Raw genomic sequence first — 20,959 nt, 5'->3', positions numbered from 1 at the left:
TCTAGGCGGCGACCTCGCTCTTGCTGCGCCCCATGAGGTCCTCGGCACGCGCGACCAGCTCGTTCACATCGAACGGCTTCGCGAGGACCTCATGAACGCCGGTCGCCGCTTTCGCGGTCTCAGCCCGCTCTGGAAGGCCGGTGAGAAAGAGGACGGGCACGCCCTGCAGCCGCGGATCGCCGCGGAGCAGGTCGAACACATCGAGCCCGCTCAGCCCGGGGAGAGCGACGTCGAGGATCAGAAGGTCTGGACGATGCGCCGCGACAGAGTCCATCACCAACGCTCCGTTCGCGACGATGTCGAGCTCGACATCGAGCCGTTCGGTCAGGGACTGGCGCAGTGCATCGGCGATATCCGGCTCGTCCTCTGCGACGAGGACGCGTCTCACGCTACGAGCAGTGCCATGATGCGAAGGAAGAGGCGTTTGCTGACGCAGGCTTTACAGCTGCACATGAACGCCCTTCCATGCACCCGCCGTGCCACCTGGCATGCCCGCTGCTCTGGCAAACGGGCATGAGGAGCGGAGGCGTGCTCGGCGCTGTCGCGTCCGCGTTCCGTTGGATCGGAAGTCGTGTCGGTGCGGTGGCGCGCTGGAGCTTCGAGTCGGCGGAAGAGGATCTGCCGCCCGTGCCACCGCCGCAGCCTGGGCCACCGCACGGGCCTATACCGGCGATCGATCTGCGACGCGAACCGCGTCGCGGCGAGGTGCCGCGAAGCGCGGGACCTCCGCCTAGTTAGCTCTAGGGACGGCGCGTCGGCGACGACGTGCGCGGAGCGCTGGTGCGCTCGCTGCCACGCGGCGAGGCGTTGTTGGTGCCGGGCACGCCCTGTTCCTCACCCCTGTCCTTCTTGTCCTGCTTGTCTTTGTCTTTCTTGTCTTTGTCTTTGGTGATCTGCGGCGTGTCGCGCTGCTCTTCCTCGGTCGCGCGGTCCACGTTGTCCTTTGCCTTCTCCGACAGGCGGTCCTTCAGCTGCTCGAGCACGAACTCGTGCTTGTCGCGCGCGGCGTCCGCGACATCCTGCGCTGCCTCGCTCTTGTCTTCCGGCGCGGCCTGCTGCAGGGCGTCGACCGCGGCGCGGAAACGAGCCACGGCCTGCGCGTATTCGTCCGACGCGGTAGGGGCCTTGTCGTCGCGACTGGCGACCTGCTCCAGCTCGCTCAGACGCTGGTCTGCGAGCTCTGCGAGCACGCGGACGCGTTCGACATCGTCGAATGTCAGCGCGACGCGGACCTCTTCGATCGCGCGCTTTAGCGGGAAGGCCGCATCGCCGGGGAGGCTGTTCGCCGCAGCCGATCCGGTGCCGACGATCAAGACCAACGCGGCGAGACCGGCGGCGAACGCGGGACGCAGCCACGCCGTCCATGCGGTGTCACGGCGCTTCGGAGCGAGCGCGACGGCGGCCTCCTGCATGAGGCGCGCGCGCAGCTCGCGACGGAACTCGTCGCGAAGGCGTGGTTCGGGGAGCCGGCGCTCGCTCAACCCAGTGCCTCGCGTGAAGGGATCAGCTGTCGCAGCGCGCCGAGGGCGCGGAATTGGATCCCGCGCACGGTGCCCTCGCGCTTGCCGATGAGCTTCGCGATCTCGTCGGTCGAGTAACCCTCGAGGAAGCGCAGAACGATGACCTCCTGCTGGAGCGGCGTGAGCTGTCCGAGCGCGGTGCGAAGCGTGTCCTTGTCGGACCCGGCGAGGACCTCGAGGTCGGGATCGACCACGTTGTGCACCTCAGGGTGCAGGAGCGCATCTTCGAATGAGACCTGGCGGCCGCCGCGACGGACGTTGTCGATGACGGCGTTGCGCGCGATCCGGTAGAGCCAGGCGAGGAACGCCTGACGCGGCTCGTAACGCGGGATCGCTCGCAGGGCCTTCATGAACACATCACTGGTGAGGTCTTCCGCTTCGGCGTCGTCCCGCACTCGGTAGTACACGTAGCGGTAGACGGCGCTGACATGCCGGTCGTAGAGCGTTCCGAACGCTGCCGGGTCACCCTTTGAGGCTCGTACGGCCAGCGCGGCATCCTCGTCCTTTCCACCAGGCGTAACGGTCTGCGGGAGGGGGTCGTTAGGAGCCATCTGTCACTTCAACGAGCCCAGATAGGCAACCAGAGCGGCCAGATCCTCGGCTGAGAGGTCCTTGGAGAGGCCCCTGGGCATGGAGTCCGGGTACCCCGGTACCACAAAGGCCCCCGGATCGGTGACCGACTGGAGGATGTAGTCCTCGGCGCTGACGCCGGGAACGCGCTTCCGGCCGACCAGCCCGATCTCACCCAGGGGCGGCCCGACGGGGCGGAAGAGGTTGAAAAGACTCCCCTCGTGACAGCTGGCGCAGCCCAGGGCGCGGTACACCTGCCGGCCCCGTGCTATCGGATCGGTCGCAGGAGGCTCCGGCGCGCAGGCGATCGCGACAACGACGATGGCGAGGCTGCAGAGGCATAGCAGCCGCCCCATCATGCGGCGCGTGCCACAGGACGGGTCACACCGCGAGAACGCATCGCTCAACGATGTCACGGTCGTCCTGGACGACCGGACGATCCTTCGGGGGATATCGCTCGAGCTCGCGCCCGGTCTCGTGATCCTTCGCGGGCCGAACGGCGCCGGCAAGACCACGCTGCTGCGCGCATTCGCGGGCCTCGCGCCACTCGCGCGCGGCCGTCGCAGCGTGCCTGGTGGCCCGCCGCTGTTCATCGGCCATCGCCCGATGCTGCTTCGGGGCCTCACCGCGCGCGAGAACCTCGCGTTCCTTGCCGCGTTCCGCGGCCTCGTCGCGAGCGACGTCGCGGACGCGCTCCGCAAATGGGGCCTGGGCGCCGAGATGGACCGCCCGGTGGAGCGGCTCTCGGCGGGACAGCGACGGCGCGCGTCGCTCGCGCGGATCGAAACGGAGCAGATGCCGCTCGTGCTGCTCGACGAGCCGTTCGCTGACCTCGACTCGGACGCGCTCGTCCGCCTGCGCGCCGCGATCAACACGGCGCTCGTGCGAGGGCAAGCGGTCCTCATGGCGACACACATGCATCACGAGCTCGACCAGGACGCGACACACCGCTACGTCCTGGACGACGGCGCGCTGCGCGAGGTATAGGTGCAGCGCACGTACAGTCGTCACTCGTCCTCACCCGGAAGCTGCGGCTTCCGGCCTCGTCCTCGCTAGCCTGTGAACGCGCTCGATCGCGCGCTGCTCGTCGCGGCCCGCGAGCTCGCTGCCGAACGTCGACATCCGGACGGCCTCGTCGCGGCGCTGACGTTCACGGGCCTGCTCGTGCTGATGGAGAGTCTCGCGTTCGGACCGGGCCAGGCGCGCCAGCCCGGCGTCGCGAGCGCCCTCTACTGGATCGCGATCCTCTTCGCCGCGACGCTGGTGGCGTCACGGTCGTTCGACCGCGAACTCGAGGACGACGCGATCGACGCGGTCCTCGTGCTGGATGGCGGGCGCGACGCGCTCTATGCGGGAAAGCTCGTCGCGCTCTGGGTCGTGCTAATGGTCGTCGGGTTCGCGGCAGGCGTCCTTTCGCTCGTTCTCCTCGATCCGGGCGTCGCGCTCCCCGGACACCTCGTGCTCATCGGCGCTCTCGGCATCCTCGCGCTGCCACCGGTCATCGCTCTCACGACGCTTCTCACGCTGCGCGTGCGCGCGCGCGTCGCGCTCGTGCCGATCCTCTCGTTCCCGATCCTCATGCCGCAGCTGGTCGCATGCACGCAAGGCGCGGCAGCGGCGATGACCGGCGACGCGTCGGGCGCTCTCGGATGGGCCGGGATCCTCGCGGCCTTCGCGCTCGTCTACGGGGTCCTCGGCCTTACCATCGTTCCTGCGGCCATCGAATGATCGAAACGACTGCGGCGCCCTTCCCCACCATCCGCGTCCGGCCCTGGCTGGGTCGACTCGCCATCGCCGGCTCGCTCGTCGCGACCTTCATGGCGCTCGTGTGGGCGCCGACCGACGCGGTGCAGGGCGACGTGTACCGGATCATCTACGTGCACGTCCCGCTCGCCTGGCTCGCCTATCTCGCGTTCTTCGTGGTCTTCCTCGCGAGCCTCGGCTGGCTATGGACGAAACGCCCATGGTTCGACGCGCTTGCGGTCGCTTCAGCGGAGGTCGGCGTCCTCTTCACCGGCATGTTCATCGTCGCGGGATCCATCTGGGCGAAGCCGACGTGGGGCGTGTGGTGGACGTGGGATCCGCGCCTCGTGACGACGGCGGTCATGTTCATGATGTATGTCGGCTATCTGCTGCTGCGGTCGCTCTCGACCGATTTCTCGCGGCGCGCGACGCGCGCGGCGGTGCTCGGTGTCATCGCGGTCATCGATATCCCGATCGTGCATCTGTCGGTGCTCTGGATGAACTCGCTCCATCAGCTCCCCACGGTGCTTCGCGCCGGCGGCAGCCCGGCGCTCGACGCGGCGATGGGCATGACGCTCGGCATCTGCGTCATCGCGTTCACGCTCGTGTACTTCGCGTTCCTTGCCGAACGGATGTCGATCGAGCTCGACCGCCAGCGCCGGATATTCGAGGCCCGCGCGTGACGGAGAACCTCGGCTTCATCGTCGCGGCGTACGCCCTCGTGTGGGGCGGCACCCTCGTGTACCTCATCTCTCTGCGCCGGCGCCGTGGGAGTTGAGCGCATGGGAGCGCGCCGCGTCCTGCTGATCGCGGTGCTCGCCGCCGCGGTCCTGATCGGCTTCGTCGCGGTGCAGAACCTCGCGAGCTCGGCCGTGTATTACCTCACGCCGACCGAGGCACGCGACCGGCATATCGCGGCCGGCACGGCCGCGCGGCTTGGGGGACAGGTCGAAGCCGGAAGCCTTCGCTACGACCCGCAGACACGCGACCTGCGTTTCACGCTCACGGACGGCACCGCGCGTGTGACGGTCATCGGCACGGGCGCACCGCCGTCGCTGCTGCGGGAGGGAGCGGGCGCGGTCGTCGAGGGGTCGTTCGCATCCGACGGCACGTTCCGCGCGACGCAGGTCATCGCGAAACACGACGAGCAGTACGCGCCTCCGTCGCCGGGCGCGACCCCGAGCCACCAGACGCCTTGAACCTCACCTTCGCCGACCTCGGCACCGGCGCGCTGCGCGCGGCGCTGCCGCTCGCGATCTGGGGCGTCGGCGCCGCGGCCTACGCCGCCGCGAAACGTGACGGCCGCGCGCTCGCGAGCGCGCGCTGGTCCGCGCTCATCACGTTGCTGCTGGTCGTGCTCGCCGCGCTCGCGATGGTCGGCGCGCTGGTCACGCACGACTTCTCCGTCGCGTACGTCGCGCGCAACAACGCGCTCGAGACGCCGCTCTTCTTCACCGTCATCTCGCTGTGGGCGGCGCTCGAAGGCTCGATCCTGCTCTGGACCGCGATCCTCGCGGGCGCGGCGGCATACGTCGCGTGGCGCGGGACGCCCGCGCTGCCCCGTCTCGCGACGACCGCGCTCGCGATCCTGTTCGCGATGCTCGCGTTCTTCCTCATGCTCGTGACGACGCCCGCGGCAGATCCATTCGTGCGCAGCGAGATCGTGCCGCTCAACGGGAACGGCCCGAACCCGCTGCTGCAGAACCATCCGCTCATGGCGCTGCATCCCCCGCTCCTCTATCTCGGCTACGTGCTGTTCTCGGTACCGTTCGCCTACGCGATCGCGTCGCTGATCCTCGGCGAGGGCGGGGACCGCTGGCTCGTCGCGACGCGCCGCTTCGCGCTCGTCTCGTGGGGTCTCCTCGGCGTCGGCATCGTCGCTGGCTCGTGGTGGTCGTATGCGGTGCTCGGCTGGGGCGGGTACTGGGCGTGGGACCCGGTGGAGAACGCCGCGATCATGCCCTGGCTCGTCGCGACCGCGTACCTCCACTCGGTCATGGTCGAGGAGAAACGGCGCCTCCTGCGTAGCTGGAACCTGTCGCTCGTCATCGCGACCTTCGCGCTCACGATCCTCGGCACGTTCCTCACGCGCAGCGGCGTCGTGAATTCGGTGCACGCCTTCACGCAGTCCGCCATCGGGCCACTGCTGCTCGGCTACCTCGTCGCGATCGTCGTGCTGTCCGTGGGCCTGCTGCTGTGGCGTATGCCGATGCTGCGCGACGCCGGAACGGTAGGCGCGCCGCTGTCGCGCGAGGCGATCTTTCTCTTCCAGAACGTCGTCTTCGTCGCCGCGACGCTGACCGTCCTGCTCGGCACGCTCTACCCGCTCATCGCCGAGGCGATCAGCGGGGATCAGCTGTCGATCGGACGGCCCTACTTCGACCGCGTCGAGGTACCGCTCGCCCTCGCGCTGCTGTTCCTCATGGGCATCGGGCCGCAGCTGCCATGGCATGGCGCGTCGCGCGCCACGCTCGAGCGTCAGTTCACGGCCCCGATCGTCGCCGCCGCGGGCGGCGCGCTCCTCGCGGTCGCGACGGGTCTCGGCGGTGCGTTCGCCGTCCTCACGTACGCGCTCGCGGCATTCGTGGCCGCGACCGTCGTGCAGGAGTTCGCGCGCGGCATCCGCGCACGGCGGACGCTGCACGGCGAGAGCGCAAGCACCGCATTCGCGAACCTGCTGCGGCGCAGCGGCCGCCGATACGGCGGGTATGTCGTGCATCTCGGAATCGTCCTGGTCGCGGTCGCGGTGGCGACGAGCCAATCGAAGACCGTCGAGGTCGAGCGCACGGTCCGTGCGGGCGAGCACTTCGATGTCGCTGGGTACACGGTCGCGTTCGGCGGACTGCGGAACGTGAGCGAGCCGCAGCGCGACCTGCTCGTCGCGGACCTCGCCATCACGGGAAACGGCGCCGACCTGCACCTGCGGCCGTCGCTCGTGTTCTTTCCCAACGCGACGCAGGCGGTCGGGTCGCCAGGTATCTCCGCGGGACTCCGCGATGACGTGTACACGATCCTCGCCGCGTACGACACCACCGGGAGCTCGTGGGCGACGATCCGCATCCTCGTCATCCCTCTCGTCTCGTGGCTCTGGCTCGGCGGCGCTGTCGTCGGGCTCGGCGCGGTGATCGCCGCGCTGCCACAGCCGAGGCGCCGTGAGGTCACGCATCCGCTGGTCGAAGCTCCTGCGACGGTCGGCGACTGATGCCTCGCTGGCTTCGCTACGGGGTCGTGCTCGGCATCGCCGCGCTCGTCGTCGTGCTCATGCTCTCGTTCAGGCGCGATCCGCACGACATCCGCACCGGCACCGTGAACAAGCCGGCCGCGGCGTTCACCGCGGACAAGCTCGACGGGACCGGCTCGCTCTCGCTCAAGGATTACGCAGGCAAGGTGGTGGTCCTCAACTTCTTCGCCTCGTGGTGCCCGCCCTGCAAAGAGGAGAACCCCGCCCTCGTGCGCGTCTGGGAGCGGTATCGCACCAGCGACGTGATCTTCATCGGCATCGTCTACGGCGATTCGACGGAGAAGGCACGTGCGTACGTGAGCACGAACGGCGTCACGTGGCCTACCGTGCAGGACGAGGATGGTCGTATCGCGTTCTCGTACGGCGTCTTCGGACCGCCCGAGACGTACTTCATCGCACCCGACGGCATCATCGCCGGACGGCACATCGGTCCGATAGACGAGGCGACCCTCGTCACGGCCATCGACGGCCTTAGACCGAAGGCGACACGATGACGCGCGAGCGAACGCTCATCCTGGTGGCGCTCATCGCGATCCTCGGAGCGGTCGCCTGGAGCGCGCGACCACACGACGCGACCGCTGCGGAGCGCGTGGACCGGATCACGAGCGAGCTGCGCTGCGTGACCTGCCAAGGGCTCTCGGTGAAGGATTCGCCCGCGGCGAGCGCGCGCCAGATGCGCGATCTGGTGGTGCAGCGCGTCGCCGAGGGCCGGACGGATGAGGAGATCCGCGACGAGTTCCGCGCGTCGTACGGCGACTGGGTGCTGCTTTCGCCACCAGCTCTGTCCTGGAACGGTCTCATCTGGCTCGTGCCGCTCGTCGCGCTCGCCGCAGGGCTGGTCGTCGCGCTCGGGCGGATGCGTCGCGGCGCGCCGAGTGCTGCCGCACCTTCGGCACGCGAACTCGCCGTGCTCCGCGAACGCGTCGCGCGCGAGGAGGCGCTCGATCTGCCGCAGGCGGACGGTGCCGAATGAGCTACCTCCTCTTTACGACGCTCTTCCTCGTCGGTCTCGCACTCGCCGTGCGACCGCTGCTTGCGCGTCGCGAAGTCGCGTGGCCGGTCGAAACGCCCGACGCGCGCGACGACATATCGCGCGCGGTGAGCTCGCTGCGCGATCTCGAGTTCGCGCGTGCCGCCGGCACGATCGCGCCGGCCGACCACGAGCGGCTGCGCGGCCTCCTCGAGCGCAGCGCGTTCGTGAAGGAGCGCGAGACGCCACCGACGCCCGCGCCGTGGCGGACGCTCGCGCTCGCGTCAGTCATCGCGGGCATCGCGGTGGTGCTCGTCATCATCGAGCTGCCGCGCGCGACCGGCGACCGCGCGCCCGGCGAGCCGATCACCGGCACGGCACCAGCAACGGCGACTCTCCCCGAGCTCGAATCGCGCGCGAAGGCGAGCCCGCGCGACGTGCCGACGCTGCTAGCCCTGGCCGACGCGTACGTGACCGAAGGCCGCGTGACCGACGCCGTCGCGACGTATCAGGCGGTCCTCGCGATCGACAGGGACAGCGTCGCGGCGCTCAACGGGATCGGCTTCATGCTGTTCCGCTCCGGCGAGATGACCGGCGCGCGTCTCGCGGCCGATCGCGTGCTGGCGCTGCGCCCGCGTGACGCGGATGCGCTCTTCCTGAAAGGGCTGATCCAGTACCGCGGTGAGGACTGGCGCGGCGCGGTCGACACGTGGACGGTCTTCCTCGACGTCGGCGAGTTCCATCCCGCGGCGGAGATGGTGCGTCCTCTCTATCAGGACGCGAGGAAGAAAGCGGGTCTCTAGCCGACTAGCAGGTCAGCCCTGGGATGCAGCGGATGATCGTGCGGAGCGGGGACGGCGTGGGCGTGGGCGTCGGCAGCAGGATCGGGTCGATCGTGCGCAGGATGAGCGTGGGCGCCGGCGTTGGTGTCGGCGTGGGCAGGAGGATCGGTGAGATCGTCCGCAAGATCAGACCCGGTGCAGGAGTCGGCGTCGGCGCGATCGTCGACAGGCAGCAGATGATGATCGGTGCGGCCGTTGGCGTCGGGGTCGGCGCGATGAGGCAGCAGATCGGATCCAGCGTTCGCAGGATGAGCGTCGCGGCGGGTGTCGGCGTCACCGTCGGCGCGATCAAACAGCAGATCGGATCCAGCGTGCGGAGCAGAAGGAACGTCGGCTCCGGCGTCGGCGCGGGCGTCGGCGAGGCCACGAGCTTCAACGTTTCCGTCGAGCTTGTGAACACGATGAGACTCGAGTTCGGCGCCGGCGTCGCGCTCGGCTCCAGCTTCGTCGCGTACGGCTGGTACGCACCGTTGAAGACCAGGCTCGCCGTCGGCGCCGGTGTGGGCGTCGATGTCGCGAGGCTCACGCGCGGGTCGAAGTCGATGCGCGACACGAAGCTCGGAGGCGGCGTGACGACCATCGTCGGACCGGCTGTCGGTCGCGCGACGAGGCTCGGGCCACTCGGCGGTGGCGGTGGCAAGCGTCCGATCCGCGGTTCCTCGCTCGTCTTCGCCTCGGAGTCGGGCAGGAGCACCGTTCCGGTCGTCGTCAGCACCAGCCCACCCTTCGCGACGCCGTTCGCCCCGACCGAGCGGTGATCGATCACGTTGCCGACGACGACACCTTCGACCTGGACCTGAACGTTCACGTCGACGCTGAGGTCTTTCGGATCCGCCGGCTGGATGTGCGTATCGAGACGACGACCGTGAGACGGATTCGGGATCGTGAGCACGAGCTTTCCATCGACGAGCGCGACGGTCGAACCTGGTATGTAGCGGATGGGCAGTCCGTTGATCACGCCCACCGTGCGCTTGAACGCGTCGACCACGGCCGCGTTCGGCGTTGGGTCGAGCACGATGCGCACGAGAGCCGGCGGCGGCGGCGCGGGTGTCGGCGATTCCGGCACGCCACCCGGCAGGACGCTCGACTGGAATCCGGGAGGCACGAGGACCTCCTGCCCGCCGCCGATCATCCCGACGACGCCGTCGGTGGTCTGGATGTTCGACACGCCCTGCGGCGAGACGCTGACGAGGAACGCGGTGCCGCGCACCGTTGCAGTCGCGGCGGGCGTCCGCACCTCGTATTTCGAATTCGGCGTGAGCGCGCGCGACACGACGTGCCAGCTGCGGCCGATGGTCTGCTGCATCGTCATGAGGAGATCGCCGGCGCTCGACGCCTGGAGTGTCTCGACGCGGATCTCGCTGTCGGGCTCGAGCTCGATGACCGAGCCGTCGAAGAAGGTGAGCACCGCGTGCGCGCCCTCGCCGGTGCGGATGACGTCACCCTGCTGGAGCGTGTCGCCGTCCTTACCCATCGCGAAGGTGTTGCCGTCGTGACTCACAGCGACGACGCCGTCGAGGACCTCGAGCGTGCTTGACGATCCCAGCGCCTCCGTCGGGAACATGAGCGCGAGCGCGCCGGTCATCACAACCGCGAACACCGCGGTGAGGCCGAGCAGTAGCAGCGCCCGAACGGTGCGGCTCTTTGGAAGACGAAGTGACCTTGGGGCGAAAGTATGGCGGCGGAGATCGCGCGATTCGTGTCAGGCGGGGAGATACGCGCGAGCCATTCGCCTTACAGAAAGGGCGTGATCTGGGCGGCGTACGGGAATTGAACCCGTCTAGCCAGATCCACAATCTGGAGCCTTACCACTAGGCTAACGCCGCCATGAGCGGAGGGTCTCCGCTTCGTAAGTGTACCGAGGAGTTGGGTCGCGACGCGCGGATCGCTCCGCTGCGTTGAGCTAGGGCTTCTTCCCGCTCGACTGCTTGAGGTTCGTCTTGCCGTCCGCGCTGCGGTCCACGTCGAGGCTCACGCTGCCCTGACCGGTCGTGTCGGCTTTGACCTTGCCATCGATCCTGACCGGCTCGCTGCCCTTGTCCTCGACCGTGGTCTGCACGCCGACCTCGGTGCCGCCGCCGGCCTTGCGCACCTGTGCCTCGAGGCGACCGTCCGACACGTTCTGCAGCACGACCTGGAGCTTCCCGTCCTTGGTCTTCACGAGCTGCGCGCCGGGCGTCTCGAGGTGCTTCTTCCCGTTCTTGTCGATGCCGTTCGCGCGCCCCTCTGCGTCGATGACGAGCGAGTTCTGGTCGTCGAGCGTCATGGTCAGCGTGCGCTCCGACTGGGGCGCCGTCGCCGCTGGAGCCGGCCGCGCGTTCTTCTTCTGCTCGTGCGTCTTGCCTGCGGGGACCGGAACGTCGACGGTCTGGCCGACATGGTCCGGGTCCGCCACACGAGCGACGACGGTGCCTTCGGTCGTCGTGACCGTGGTCCGCTCGCCGTCGCTATCCACCTGGAAGGCGGTGCCGCGCACCGACGCGGTGCTGGCGGGCGTCTTCACTTCGTACTTGGAGTTCCCGGTGATGAGCTTCGTCACGACGTGCCAGGTCCGGCCGAAGTTCTGCTGCATCACCACGACGGTGCTGCCATCGGTGAATGACGCCGCGGTCTCGATCGTGAGCTCGGTGTTCGGCTCGACGCTCACCGTCGAGCCTTCGAAGTAGGTCAGGACCGCGCGCGCTCCGTCGGCGGTGCGAACGGTATCGCCGGCGACCAGGACCTCGCCGTCGGTCGCGGTCACGAAGGCCGCAGCCGCGCCATGTCGCACCTGGACGTCCCCGGAGATCATCGTGACGATCGTCGCCGCGCCGAGCGCGCGACCCCCGAACGTCCCACTCACTCCGAGCGCCACGAACAGGACGAACGCGACAGCGACGACCGCGATCACCCTGCGTAGGCGCGTCGCGTCCGCCCGACCCCTCATCTCCACCACACCAGCGGGAGTACCCACCTTTGCCACCGCGCGTGAGCCTATGGCGCCGGGTGTCACACGCTCATCTGCCGTTCGGGGGAACTCACAGGCCTGAGCGCGACAACAAGGAGTACCAGCGACCGGGCGGCGAGTACTAGTCGCGCGGCGGCGAGTACTCCGAAAGAGTGACGAGGAACGGTCGCGTGCGTCCGGCCTGGATGGTGAGCGGCTCAGCGAGGCCGGACTTCGCGAACACCGCGACGCGGAGTCCGTGCAGCCGCTCCGTGCGGCGCTGCCACTCGGTCCCGCACACCGGACACACGAACGGTCCATCAGGCATGCGCTCTCCGTGCGCCAGCAGGATCTTCGCGCAGCAGCGCTCGACGTTCGGTTGATGGCCGTCGGCAGATGCGAGGTATGGAAAGGACGCCTGAGGGCCGACACGCGTGCGGCGTGTGAAGATCCGACCGTCGCCGCGCCGGTAGGTGTCGTTGTCCGTCTTCTTCCACTCGGTGGCGCACTCAGGGCAGCCGAACGACCGGTCGGGCTTGTAGAAGCCGCCCCACTCGATGATCCAGTCCTCGCAGCAGTCGGCGAGGATCACGCGCTCGTTCATCCCTCACCTCGGAGGAGCCAGCACAGGATCGCCTTCTGCGCGTGGAGGCGGTTCTCGGCCTGATCGAACACGACGCTCTGTGGTCCGTCGAGGACCTCGTCGGTGATCTCCTCGCCGCGGTGTGCGGGAAGGTCGTGCATCACGATCGCGTCCGGCTTCGCATGACGAAGCAGCGGCGCGTTGACCTGGTAGCCCATGAACGCCCGGCGCCGTCGCTCGTACTCCTGCTCCTGCCCCATGCTCGTCCAGACGTCGGTGTAGACGACATCCGCGTCGCGCACGGCAGCGATGGGATCGTTCCCGAACTCGATCGAGCCGTTCGCTTCCCTGGCCTTGCGCTCCGCAAGCTCGCGGTACCTGGGCATGGGATCGAACCCGGCGGGTGTGGCGACGCGCATCCGGGCCGATCGCAGCACGACGGCGAGCATGAGCGAGTTGAGGACGTTGTTCCCGTCGCCGACGTACGCGACCGTGACGTTGCGTAGATCGGGCCCTTTCTTCTCGCTGATCGTGAGGATGTCCGCGAGTCCCTGGCACGGATGCGAGAGGTCGGAGAGCCCGTTGATCACGGGGATCGACGCGAAGCGCGCGAACTCCTCGATCGTCTCGTGGGCGTTCGTGCGCAACACGACGGCATCGACCATGCGGCTCACGACGCGCGCAACGTCGGCGACGCTCTCACGCCGACCGAGACCGACCTCCTGCGGCGAGAGATATACGCAGTGACCGCCGAGCTCGGTCATGCCCACGTCGAAGGAGAGCCGGGTCCGCAGGCTCGGCTTCTCGAAGATCTGCGCGAGCGTGCGACCGGCGAGCAGCGGCTCGCGACGCTGGCGCGCCGCCTTGAGCAATGAGGACCGCTCGAGCAGGCGGCCAAGACCGCCCGGATCGAGGTCCGCGATCGACACGAAGTGGCGCACGCGCGACAGCACCGCCGTCATAGTGCGCGGAGCGCAGGACGCCGGCGCTGCTCGACGAGGTCGACGAGCGCGCGCGCCACACGCTCGGGGTCGTGGCGGATCGTGTCCTGCTTGAGCCACAGGTCCCGCGGGCCACTCCATTTGTCGATGATCGGCGCGGTGACCGGTCGCACGCCCAGCGCGCGGATGCGCTCGAGCTCGTCGGGAGTCGGGTCGAGCAGCGCCAAGCCTTTCTCTGCGTAGTGGACGCGAAGGTGCGCCGGCGGCGGGTCGTCGTTCACGAGGACGGCGTCGAGGCCGGATCCGCCGAGATAGTCCTGCGCCGCGCGCACGTGATCGGAGAGCGAGAGCGTGTCGGTCTGCCCGGGCTGGCGGGTCGTGTTCGCGACGTACACGACAAGCCCGTCGGCGCTCGCGATCGCGCGCGCGATGTCCGGCACGAGGAGACACGCGCAGACCGTCGTGTACAGGCTCCCCGGTCCGAGCGTGATGAGGTCCGCCGAGGCGATTGCCTCGACACTTCCCGGCGTCGCGCCGACATGCATGTCCTTGAGGAACACGCGCGCGATCGGCGCCTTTCCCGTCCCGCGCACGTTGACCTCGGTCTCGACGATGCTTCCATCGGTGAGCTCCGCGCACAGGTGCGTGTTGTAGAGGGTCACCGGGAGGACGCGACCGCGCAGCTTCAGGAGGCGTGATGCCTCTTCGACCGCGGCGAGGAACGACCCCTCCTGCTGCGTCAGCGCCGCGAGGAACAGGTTTCCGAACGCCATGCCGTTCAGGTCCTCGCTCTTGTCCGTCTCGAAGCGGTGGTTGAAGAGGCGGGTGAGGACGGGATCGCCCTCGGCCAGAACGGTGAGCGCGTTCCGGATGTCGCCGGGCGCGGGCACATCGAGGGCGATGCGGACCTTGCCGGTCGACCGTCCAGAGTCCGTGACGGCGATGAGCCCGGTGATGTCCGACGTGAATGTCCGCAGACCGGCCATGACCGTCGGCGCGCCAAGCCCGCCGCCAACGCAGACGACCCTCAGAGGCTCCATTGCCGAATCTTCGCAGATATGCACCCCCTTGCTAGCCTGAGGACACGTGAAGCGCGCGGGTACGTTCCTCCCGATCTGGGCGCTGCAATTCGTGATCGGCATGTTCGCGGTGCTGCTCGCCGTCGGCCTGTTCGCCGCGCTCATCGGGAGCGTTGTTAAGGGTCCTCAGAACTTCTTCGACGAGGTCGGGAGGACCGTTGCGCGGGTCGCGCCGCAGCCTCAGGCCGACATGCGGAGCGATGCCGACCTCAAAGCGGTCATCAAGGCCCTGCCGGATGGACGCTTACGGGTCGCGAGCGTCGTCGCCGATCAGGACCGCGTCGTGTTCACCGTCACGGCTGACCGCGCGGCGGTGAAGGCGGCGGTCCAGTCGGGGGACGAGCTGCGGGTGTCGCGCACCACCGGCGAGGTCGAGATCGCGCCGACGGGCATCCCCGGCCTGGTCGACCGGCTGCAGCGGGCGATAGAGGATCTCAGACGTTCCTGGTTCGGGAAGTAGGGGGCTTTGCGCTGTCGCGCACAAAACGTAAGGGCCGCCCTTCGGCGGCCCCTTACGACCTATTGAGTGATGCGCGAGCGAGCTAGCTGGCCTTGCGCAGCTGCTCAAGCGCGCGGCGCGCGACCACCTGGCGCGCGACGAGCTCACCACGCCACTCCTTGCGGCGCTCGAGTGCCTGGCTGAACCCGCGCTGGTAAGAACCAACGGCGAGGAAACCGACGACGAGCATCCCGAACGCGACACCGAAGACCAGACCTACGAGGAAAGCGTCCATGACCGCCGTCCTTTCCCGCCGCATTGGGGGCGGAGCCTTTGCTGACATGGGTCAAGAGCAACTGTTGTGCCACGGTTTCGACTGCCGATCGGCGCGGAAGACCGCGACGGAAAGCGTGCTTCGGGATCCGTTCTATCGGTGTAAACCGTGACCTGCCGGCGTTCTGGACTAGGGTTCCGCGTGAGATTTCGCTGTGAGAGCTGATTTCGCCGTCATCGCTCAGGGCGTCCGAAAGCGGTTCGGCGTGATCGAGGCGCTCCGGGGCCTCGACGTCCGGGTCCGCACCGGTGAGATCTACGGCCTGCTCGGACCGAATGGATCAGGAAAGACGACCTTCATCCGCTGCGTTGCCGGACTGTTGCGTCCGGAAGGGGGCACGCTCACGGTCCTCGGAGGCACCCCCCGAGCAGCGGTGACTGCAGCGCAGGTGGGCTACATGACCCAGGCGCCGGCGCTCTACGGAGAGCTGTCGGTCCAGGAGAACCTCAGCTTCTTCGCGGCCCTCCAGGGCGTCGCCAACGCGGACGACCGGATCGAGGAGTCGCTGCGCACCGTCGACCTCCTCGAGCGCCGTCGCTCCGTCGTGAGCACGCTATCGGGCGGGATGCGCACGCGCGTGTCGCTGGCTGCGACCCTCCTTCATCGTCCGAGTCTCCTGCTCCTCGATGAGCCCACGGTCGGAGTCGATCCGCTGCTGCGCAAGGAGTTCTGGTCGCACTTTCGGATGCTCGCGGCATCCGGGATCACGATGCTCGTGTCCAGTCACGTCATGGATGAGGCGTCACGGTGTGATCGTCTTGGCCTGATCCGCGGCGGCGTCGTGCTCGCAGAGGGCACTGCGAACGAGCTCGTCGCGCGAGCGGGCGCGCGCGATCTCGAAGGCGCTTTCGTCGCGCTCGCGGAGGCACGCTGATGGATCCGCATCGCGTCCGCGCCGTCGCGCAGCGGATCGTCCTCGGCTTCCGGCGCGATCGGCGCTCGTTGGGTCTTCTGTTCGCCGCACCGGTCGTGGTGCTCTCGCTCGTCGGCGCGGTGTGGGGATCGGCGACGGAGCGCGTCCCGACGGTCGTGGTCGCGACAGACCGTTTGAATCTCCCTGCCCCGATCGTCGATCGCTTCGCCGCATCGACCGCGATCCACGGACGGCGCGGCACGTTCGAGGACGGCCTCCGGCAATTGCGTAGTGGCGAGGTCGACGCGGTGGTCTGGCTCGAGGGCGCCACACTTCGCATCCAGATCGAGGGCGCCGATCCGCTGGAGAGCGGTTCGATCGGTGGTGCCATCCAGAAAGCGCTGACCGACGCGATCGCAGGCAGCAACCTCGTGCTGAGCGGACCGGCCGTGAAGATCGACCAGCTGTATGGCGGGCCCGACTACTCGATCCTCGACTATCTCGCCCCGGTCCTCGTCGCGTTCTTCGCCTTCTTCTTCATCTTCCTGCTCTCGGCGGTGTCGTTCCTACGCGAGCGCACGTCGGGGACGCTCGAGCGGCTCATGGCCACTCCCCTCCGCCGCGGCGAGCTCGTCCTTGGCTACCTCGCAGGGTTCAGCTTCTTCGCCCTGCTGCAAGCGGTCGTGATCCTCGTCTTCACCGTCTTCGTGTTGCAGGTCCACTACCGCGGCAACCTCGCGACGATCTTCATCGTCGAAGCCGTGCTCGTCGTCGGCGCCGTATCGCTCGGATTGCTCGTGTCGGCTGCGGCGCGCAACGAGCTGCAGGCAGTGCAGTTCGTGCCGATCGTCCTGCTGCCTCAGGTGTTCCTATCGGGACTTCTCATTCCGTTGGACCAGCTGCCTGACTACCTGCGTCCGGTCGCCGCGGTGTTGCCGCTGACGTATGCGAACGAAGCGCTGCGCTCGGTGATGATCAAGGGATACGAGCTCGCCGACCCGCTCGTGCTGCGCGACATCGGCGTCCTGGTCGTCTTCGGACTCGTGATGGCCATCGGCGCGGTCGTCTCGATCAGGCGAGAGGTGGTGTAGCCGACGCTGGATCGAGCCATTACAGTCCCTCAACAGAATGCCGAGCCGATCGAAGTGGACCGCGCGGGCGCGCGGTCTCTTTATGTCCCGAGAAGGAGGACATCCATGCGGCTGTCCCTGATGCCGAAAAAGAGATTCTTCTTCACCCAGTTCGACAAGCATGCTGCGAACAGCCTCGAGGCGGCCGTCGCGCTCGAGCGTTTGTTGACCGATTTCACCGAAGTCGAACGCAAGGTGCGCGACATCCACGCGATCGAGCACTACGGCGACGAGCTGACCCACGAGATCTTCAAGAGCCTGAACGAGACATTCGTCACGCCGCTCGACCGCGAGGACATCGTCGGGATCGCGTCCAAGCTCGACGATGTCGCCGACGTCGCGTACGACGTGAGTGAGCTCGTTCTGCTCTACAAGATCCGGAGCGTCCGGCCGCAGGCGACCCGCCAGGCCAAGGCGCTGGTCGGCGCGGCGACCGAGATGGTCGCGATGATCAAGGCCCTCGAAGGGCTCAAAGGACTCGAGCCGCACTGGATCAGGATCCACACCTACGAGAACGAGGGCGACCAGGTCTTCCGCGACGCGGTCGGGGACCTGTTCGCGAACGTCACGGACCCGATCGAGATAATCAAATGGAAGGACATCCATTCGCTCATCGAGGTGGCCGTCGACCGATGTGAGGACGTCGCGAACATCGTCGAGATGATCGTGATCAAACACAGCTAAGGGAACCCGAGCTTGGAATACGCGCTCGTCCTCCTCGCGCTCGTCGTCATCCTCGGCGTCATCTTCGAATACGTGAACGGCTTCCACGACGCAGCCAACGCGATCGCCACGGTAGTCGCGACACGCGTACTGACTCCAGGCCAGGCCGTGCTCATGGCGGGGAGCCTCAACCTCCTCGGCGCCCTTTCGGGAGTTGCGGTCGCGAAGACCGTCGGGAACGGGATCGTCGACGCGAAGGTGGTCACGCAGGACCTCGTGATCGCCGCGCTCATCGCGGCGATCGCGTGGGACCTCCTCACCTGGTATTTCGGCCTGCCGACCTCCTCGAGCCACGCGCTGATCTTCTCGATCATCGGTGCGTCGGTCGCGATCCATGGCACGGATGTCGTCATAGTCGCCGGGCTCCAGAAGACGAGCTTCGGCGTTGTCTACTCGCCCGCGCTCGCGTTCCTCGTCGGCTACCTCCTCATGCTGTCGCTCTACTGGCTCCTGCGGAACACGTCGTTCGGTTGGGTGCAGCGCTTCTTCGGCCGTGCCCAGATCCTGTCGAGCGCTTACATGGCGTTCAGCCACGGCGGCAACGACGGTCAGAAGACGATGGGCATCATCGCCCTGGCTCTCGCCGCGTATGGCGTCGTGCCCACTGGCGCGGATTTCTACATCCCGGATTGGGTCAAGGTCATCTGCGCCGCTGCGATCGGCATCGGAACCATGACCGGCGGCTGGCGGATCATGAGGACCATGGGCATCCGGATCACCAAGCTCACTCCGGTCCAGGGATTCGCGGCGGAAACGACCGCGGGCACCGTGATCGAGATCGCGACCCGGTTCGGCATCCCGATCTCGACGACCCATGCGATCTCGGGCGCGATCCTCGGCGTCGGCTCGACGCGCCGGCTCTCGGCCGTGCGCTGGGGTATAGCGGGACGGATCGTCACCGCCTGGGTGTTGACGATCCCCGGCTGCTTCGTCATCGGTTACGTGATCGCGATCGCCATGCGCGCGATCGGAGTGCATCCCTAGCGGATCTCGCCACGGTCCGTAACCTTCTCAGTCGCACGGCCAGTCCCCTCTCATCAATTCGCCGCAGTCGCGAACCTCGCGCGTTTCGGACACGTATCGGGTCCCCCATTTGGGTCCCTGTAGTCATTGCCTAAGGGACTATTGACCCCCTTACTGCGGCGTGGGCCGTGGCGACACGCATGTGTGGGGAGTGAGCGAGAACGTGATGCGTCTAGCGATGCGTTGGCTTTCCGCGACGATCACGGTCGCGTTGCTGCTCGGGACCGAAGCGACACCGAGCGCGGCTAATTCGTTCGACCCGACCAAGATCGACGCGTCATTCCTGACTGAGATCCTGTCAGCGCCGACCGACGACTTCGACGTGATCGTGCGCTCCGTGCCCCTCGACAAAGAGGGACGGGCCGGCCGCGCTGCGGAGCGGCGGGTCGAGAAGGCGGCGAAGTCGGTTACCAAGCAAGGCGGAAGCGTCAAGCATGTCCTCGGCATCGTCGGCGGCATCTCCGCGCGCATCAAGGGCGTGCACATCCTGAAGCTCACACGGGACGACGACGTCGACTACGTCGTCAAGGATCAGAAGCTCAGGGCGCAGTTCGACCCGGCGCTCGACAGCCTGAAGGCGGGGTCGCCGGGGATCCTCGAGGTGGACGCGCCCACGGCGTGGTCACAGCTCGGCGTCACGGGCCGCGGTGTCGGCGTCGCCGTCGTGGACAGCGGCGTCTACCCGCATCCGGACCTGGCGGGCCGGATCGTGGCCGCGATCGACTTCACCTCGGTCGCACCGACGGTCTCGAACATTCCACTGAACGACCTCGGCGGCCACGGCACGCACGTCGCGGGCCTGATCGCCGGCGACGGCACGCAGTCCGCGGGCCTCTACACCGGCGTCGCTCCGAACGCGAACATCATCGACGTCCGCGTGATCGACGCGAATGGCAGCTCGAACGTGTCGATCATCCTGCGTGGGCTGCAGTGGGTCTTGGCCAACCGGGCCACGTACAACATCAAGGTCCTGAACATGTCGCTCGGCGCGACGCCGACCGGCAGCTACAAGTCCGACCTCATGGCGACCGCGGCCGAGATCCTCAACTTCGCCGGCGTGACTGTCGTCGTCTCGGCCGGCAACAGCGGTCCGCTCGCGGGCACGATCACGACGCCGGCCACCGACCCATACGTCGTCACCGTCGGAGCGCTCGACGACAACGCGACACCGCTGCTCGCCGACGATCTGATGGCCACGTTCTCGTCGCGCGGCAAGACCCCGTTCGACAGGCTCGCGAAGCCGGACCTCGTCGCGCCGGGTCGGAGGATGATCAGCCTGCGCTCGCCGGGCAGCACGCTCGACTCGCTGTTCCCGGATCGGCAGGTCACGGTGCCCGGGTCGCTGTCAGCCGACTACTACCGCCTCTCCGGTACGTCGATGGCCGCTCCGGTCGTCGCCGGAACGATCGCGCTCATGTACGAGCGCAATCCCACGCTCTCACCGGCGCAGATCAAGAAGCGCCTCAAGTCGACGGTGACGCCGCTCGCGTTCGGCACGACGCTCGACCGCGGCGCCGGTCTGGTGAACGCATACCGCGCCGCCGAGTCGGTCGACGTCGGTAGGGAGTACTCGCCGGACCGCGTCAGCGACGCCTTCGCGAAGGACATGAAGAGGTTCATCCTGGGACAGCCCTTCGTCTGGCGCGACCTGACATACAACGGCGGCGTCGACTCGAGTGGCATGACCTGGGAGGGCGTGACCTGGGAGACCGTGCGATGGGACGCGGTGACCTGGGAGAACGTCATGTGGGAGGGCTTCACCTGGGAAGGCGTGACCTGGGAAGGCGTGACCTGGGAGACGCTGACCTGGCTGTCCAGCGGCGCGCTATCAGGAACCGGCACGACCTGGGATCCGGTCGATTAAGGGGGGCACGATGGATCGGAAGCAGCTCATGAAAACGTATGTCCTCTTCGTCGCCGCGCTGGGTGCGGCAGCGCTGGCGCAGTCGCTGCGCACGCTGAACGTCGCGCACGTCGACCCGCTGATGCTGGTGATCCTCATCGCTCTCGCCGCCGCCGCCCAGCGCATGCCGGTGTTCCTG

General features: G+C 67.9%; 24 protein-coding genes and 1 tRNA gene. 14 read left to right on the top strand and 11 right to left on the bottom strand.

Annotated elements, in window-relative coordinates; translation table 11 throughout:
• Nucleotide 1: 1 nt before the first annotated feature.
• From VI056_15090 to VI056_15075, 4 genes are all read right to left on the bottom strand, one after another.
• Nucleotides 2-388 carry a response regulator gene (locus VI056_15090; GenBank protein HEY6204346.1) on the bottom strand — a complete coding sequence of 129 codons (387 nt, stop codon included), beginning with the start codon at nt 386-388 and terminating at the stop codon, nt 2-4.
• 352 nt (nt 389-740) lie between these two features.
• Complete coding sequence (locus VI056_15085) at nt 741-1,481, bottom strand: DUF5667 domain-containing protein (protein ID HEY6204345.1); 741 nt, start codon at nt 1,479-1,481, stop codon at nt 741-743.
• Entirely contained in the window at nt 1,478-2,071 is a 594-nt protein-coding gene (locus VI056_15080) for an RNA polymerase sigma factor (protein HEY6204344.1), read from the bottom strand. Before VI056_15080 ends, VI056_15085 begins: the two co-directional genes overlap by 4 nt.
• 3 nt (nt 2,072-2,074) lie before the next feature.
• Nucleotides 2,075-2,449 carry a cytochrome c gene (locus VI056_15075; GenBank protein ID HEY6204343.1) on the bottom strand — a complete coding sequence of 125 codons (375 nt, stop codon included), beginning with the start codon at nt 2,447-2,449 and terminating at the stop codon, nt 2,075-2,077.
• A gap of 7 nt (nt 2,450-2,456) precedes the next feature.
• On the opposite strand from VI056_15075, the gene ccmA reads away from it, so the two are divergent.
• The 8 genes from ccmA (at nt 2,457) to VI056_15035 (ending at nt 8,847) form a co-directional block, all read left to right on the top strand.
• Nucleotides 2,457-3,077 carry a heme ABC exporter ATP-binding protein CcmA gene (ccmA, locus tag VI056_15070; protein ID HEY6204342.1) on the top strand — a complete coding sequence of 207 codons (621 nt, stop codon included), beginning with the start codon at nt 2,457-2,459 and terminating at the stop codon, nt 3,075-3,077.
• A gap of 72 nt (nt 3,078-3,149) precedes the next feature.
• On the top strand, nt 3,150-3,818 hold the full coding sequence (locus VI056_15065) for a heme exporter protein CcmB (GenBank protein HEY6204341.1): 669 nt from the start codon (nt 3,150-3,152) through the stop codon (nt 3,816-3,818).
• Complete coding sequence (gene ccsA / locus VI056_15060; protein HEY6204340.1) at nt 3,815-4,516, top strand: cytochrome c biogenesis protein CcsA; 702 nt, start codon at nt 3,815-3,817, stop codon at nt 4,514-4,516. The genes VI056_15065 and ccsA overlap by 4 nt, the downstream gene beginning before the upstream one ends.
• A gap of 99 nt (nt 4,517-4,615) precedes the next feature.
• Entirely contained in the window at nt 4,616-5,032 is a 417-nt protein-coding gene (locus VI056_15055) for a cytochrome c maturation protein CcmE (protein ID HEY6204339.1), read from the top strand.
• Entirely contained in the window at nt 5,029-7,035 is a 2,007-nt protein-coding gene (locus VI056_15050; GenBank protein ID HEY6204338.1) for a heme lyase CcmF/NrfE family subunit, read from the top strand. The genes VI056_15055 and VI056_15050 overlap by 4 nt, the downstream gene beginning before the upstream one ends.
• Entirely contained in the window at nt 7,035-7,568 is a 534-nt protein-coding gene (locus VI056_15045) for a TlpA disulfide reductase family protein (GenBank protein ID HEY6204337.1), read from the top strand. The genes VI056_15050 and VI056_15045 overlap by 1 nt, the downstream gene beginning before the upstream one ends.
• A complete protein-coding gene (locus tag VI056_15040) occupies nt 7,565-8,047 on the top strand; it encodes a cytochrome c-type biogenesis protein CcmH (protein ID HEY6204336.1) in 483 nt (160 codons plus the stop codon). The genes VI056_15045 and VI056_15040 overlap by 4 nt, the downstream gene beginning before the upstream one ends.
• Entirely contained in the window at nt 8,044-8,847 is an 804-nt protein-coding gene (locus VI056_15035; GenBank protein ID HEY6204335.1) for a tetratricopeptide repeat protein, read from the top strand. The genes VI056_15040 and VI056_15035 overlap by 4 nt, the downstream gene beginning before the upstream one ends.
• Nucleotides 8,848-8,851: 4 nt before the next feature.
• Here VI056_15035 and VI056_15030 read toward each other — a convergent pair whose 3' ends face one another.
• The 6 genes from VI056_15030 to VI056_15005 all read right to left on the bottom strand — a co-directional run bounded on the left by VI056_15030 (nt 8,852) and on the right by VI056_15005 (nt 14,376).
• Entirely contained in the window at nt 8,852-10,486 is a 1,635-nt protein-coding gene (locus VI056_15030; protein HEY6204334.1) for a FecR family protein, read from the bottom strand.
• A gap of 155 nt (nt 10,487-10,641) precedes the next feature.
• A tRNA-His gene (locus tag VI056_15025) sits at nt 10,642-10,712 on the bottom strand.
• A gap of 77 nt (nt 10,713-10,789) precedes the next feature.
• Entirely contained in the window at nt 10,790-11,848 is a 1,059-nt protein-coding gene (locus tag VI056_15020; protein HEY6204333.1) for a FecR family protein, read from the bottom strand.
• Between the two features lie 106 nt (nt 11,849-11,954).
• On the bottom strand, nt 11,955-12,416 hold the full coding sequence (locus VI056_15015; protein HEY6204332.1) for a hypothetical protein: 462 nt from the start codon (nt 12,414-12,416) through the stop codon (nt 11,955-11,957).
• Nucleotides 12,413-13,348 (bottom strand): ornithine carbamoyltransferase, encoded by a 936-nt coding sequence (gene argF / locus VI056_15010; GenBank protein ID HEY6204331.1) that lies wholly within the window; start codon nt 13,346-13,348, stop codon nt 12,413-12,415. Before argF ends, VI056_15015 begins: the two co-directional genes overlap by 4 nt.
• Nucleotides 13,349-13,353: 5 nt before the next feature.
• Nucleotides 13,354-14,376: a gluconeogenesis factor YvcK family protein gene (locus VI056_15005; GenBank protein HEY6204330.1), complete on the bottom strand. Its 1,023-nt coding sequence runs from the start codon at nt 14,374-14,376 to the stop codon at nt 13,354-13,356.
• Between the two features lie 46 nt (nt 14,377-14,422).
• On the opposite strand from VI056_15005, the gene VI056_15000 reads away from it, so the two are divergent.
• Nucleotides 14,423-14,875 (top strand): hypothetical protein, encoded by a 453-nt coding sequence (locus tag VI056_15000; GenBank protein ID HEY6204329.1) that lies wholly within the window; start codon nt 14,423-14,425, stop codon nt 14,873-14,875.
• 82 nt (nt 14,876-14,957) lie between these two features.
• Here the strand turns inward: VI056_15000 and VI056_14995 are convergent, their stop codons facing one another.
• Nucleotides 14,958-15,149: a hypothetical protein gene (locus VI056_14995; protein HEY6204328.1), complete on the bottom strand. Its 192-nt coding sequence runs from the start codon at nt 15,147-15,149 to the stop codon at nt 14,958-14,960.
• Nucleotides 15,150-15,342: 193 nt separating this feature from the next.
• Here VI056_14995 and VI056_14990 point away from each other — a divergent pair, with 193 nt between their 5' ends.
• The 5 genes from VI056_14990 to VI056_14970 all read left to right on the top strand — a co-directional run bounded on the left by VI056_14990 (nt 15,343) and on the right by VI056_14970 (nt 20,781).
• On the top strand, nt 15,343-16,062 hold the full coding sequence (locus VI056_14990; protein ID HEY6204327.1) for an ABC transporter ATP-binding protein: 720 nt from the start codon (nt 15,343-15,345) through the stop codon (nt 16,060-16,062).
• Complete coding sequence (locus VI056_14985; protein HEY6204326.1) at nt 16,062-17,132, top strand: ABC transporter permease; 1,071 nt, start codon at nt 16,062-16,064, stop codon at nt 17,130-17,132. The genes VI056_14990 and VI056_14985 overlap by 1 nt, the downstream gene beginning before the upstream one ends.
• A gap of 105 nt (nt 17,133-17,237) precedes the next feature.
• A complete protein-coding gene (locus tag VI056_14980) occupies nt 17,238-17,855 on the top strand; it encodes a DUF47 family protein (GenBank protein HEY6204325.1) in 618 nt (205 codons plus the stop codon).
• Nucleotides 17,856-17,867: 12 nt separating this feature from the next.
• A complete protein-coding gene (locus VI056_14975) occupies nt 17,868-18,878 on the top strand; it encodes an inorganic phosphate transporter (protein HEY6204324.1) in 1,011 nt (336 codons plus the stop codon).
• 217 nt (nt 18,879-19,095) lie between these two features.
• Nucleotides 19,096-20,781: a S8 family peptidase gene (locus VI056_14970; GenBank protein ID HEY6204323.1), complete on the top strand. Its 1,686-nt coding sequence runs from the start codon at nt 19,096-19,098 to the stop codon at nt 20,779-20,781.
• Nucleotides 20,782-20,959 lie beyond the last annotated feature (178 nt).

The sequence above is a fragment of the Candidatus Limnocylindria bacterium genome, assembly GCA_036523395.1.
Taxonomy (GTDB): Bacteria; Chloroflexota; Limnocylindria; order P2-11E; family P2-11E; genus CF-39.
Note: the sequence above shows the minus strand (reverse complement) of the source record. Positions and strands in the feature narration are given on the sequence as shown.

Bases quoted from the DNA above. Each gene is read 5' to 3' on its own strand.
- VI056_15055 (HEY6204339.1), top strand. From the start codon at position 4,616: ATGGGAGCGCGCCGCGTCCTGCTGATCGCGGTGCTCGCCGCCGCGGTC.
- VI056_15035 (HEY6204335.1), top strand. From the start codon at position 8,044: ATGAGCTACCTCCTCTTTACGACGCTCTTCCTCGTCGGTCTCGCACTC.
- VI056_15005 (HEY6204330.1), bottom strand. From the start codon at position 14,376: ATGGAGCCTCTGAGGGTCGTCTGCGTTGGCGGCGGGCTTGGCGCGCCG.
- ccsA (HEY6204340.1), top strand. From the start codon at position 3,815: ATGATCGAAACGACTGCGGCGCCCTTCCCCACCATCCGCGTCCGGCCC.
- VI056_15045 (HEY6204337.1), top strand. From the start codon at position 7,035: ATGCCTCGCTGGCTTCGCTACGGGGTCGTGCTCGGCATCGCCGCGCTC.
- VI056_15015 (HEY6204332.1), bottom strand. From the start codon at position 12,416: ATGAACGAGCGCGTGATCCTCGCCGACTGCTGCGAGGACTGGATCATC.
- VI056_14980 (HEY6204325.1), top strand. From the start codon at position 17,238: ATGCGGCTGTCCCTGATGCCGAAAAAGAGATTCTTCTTCACCCAGTTC.
- VI056_15080 (HEY6204344.1), bottom strand. From the start codon at position 2,071: ATGGCTCCTAACGACCCCCTCCCGCAGACCGTTACGCCTGGTGGAAAG.
- VI056_14995 (HEY6204328.1), bottom strand. From the start codon at position 15,149: ATGGACGCTTTCCTCGTAGGTCTGGTCTTCGGTGTCGCGTTCGGGATG.
- VI056_14985 (HEY6204326.1), top strand. From the start codon at position 16,062: ATGGATCCGCATCGCGTCCGCGCCGTCGCGCAGCGGATCGTCCTCGGC.
- VI056_14970 (HEY6204323.1), top strand. From the start codon at position 19,096: ATGCGTTGGCTTTCCGCGACGATCACGGTCGCGTTGCTGCTCGGGACC.
- VI056_15040 (HEY6204336.1), top strand. From the start codon at position 7,565: ATGACGCGCGAGCGAACGCTCATCCTGGTGGCGCTCATCGCGATCCTC.
- VI056_15075 (HEY6204343.1), bottom strand. From the start codon at position 2,449: ATGATGGGGCGGCTGCTATGCCTCTGCAGCCTCGCCATCGTCGTTGTC.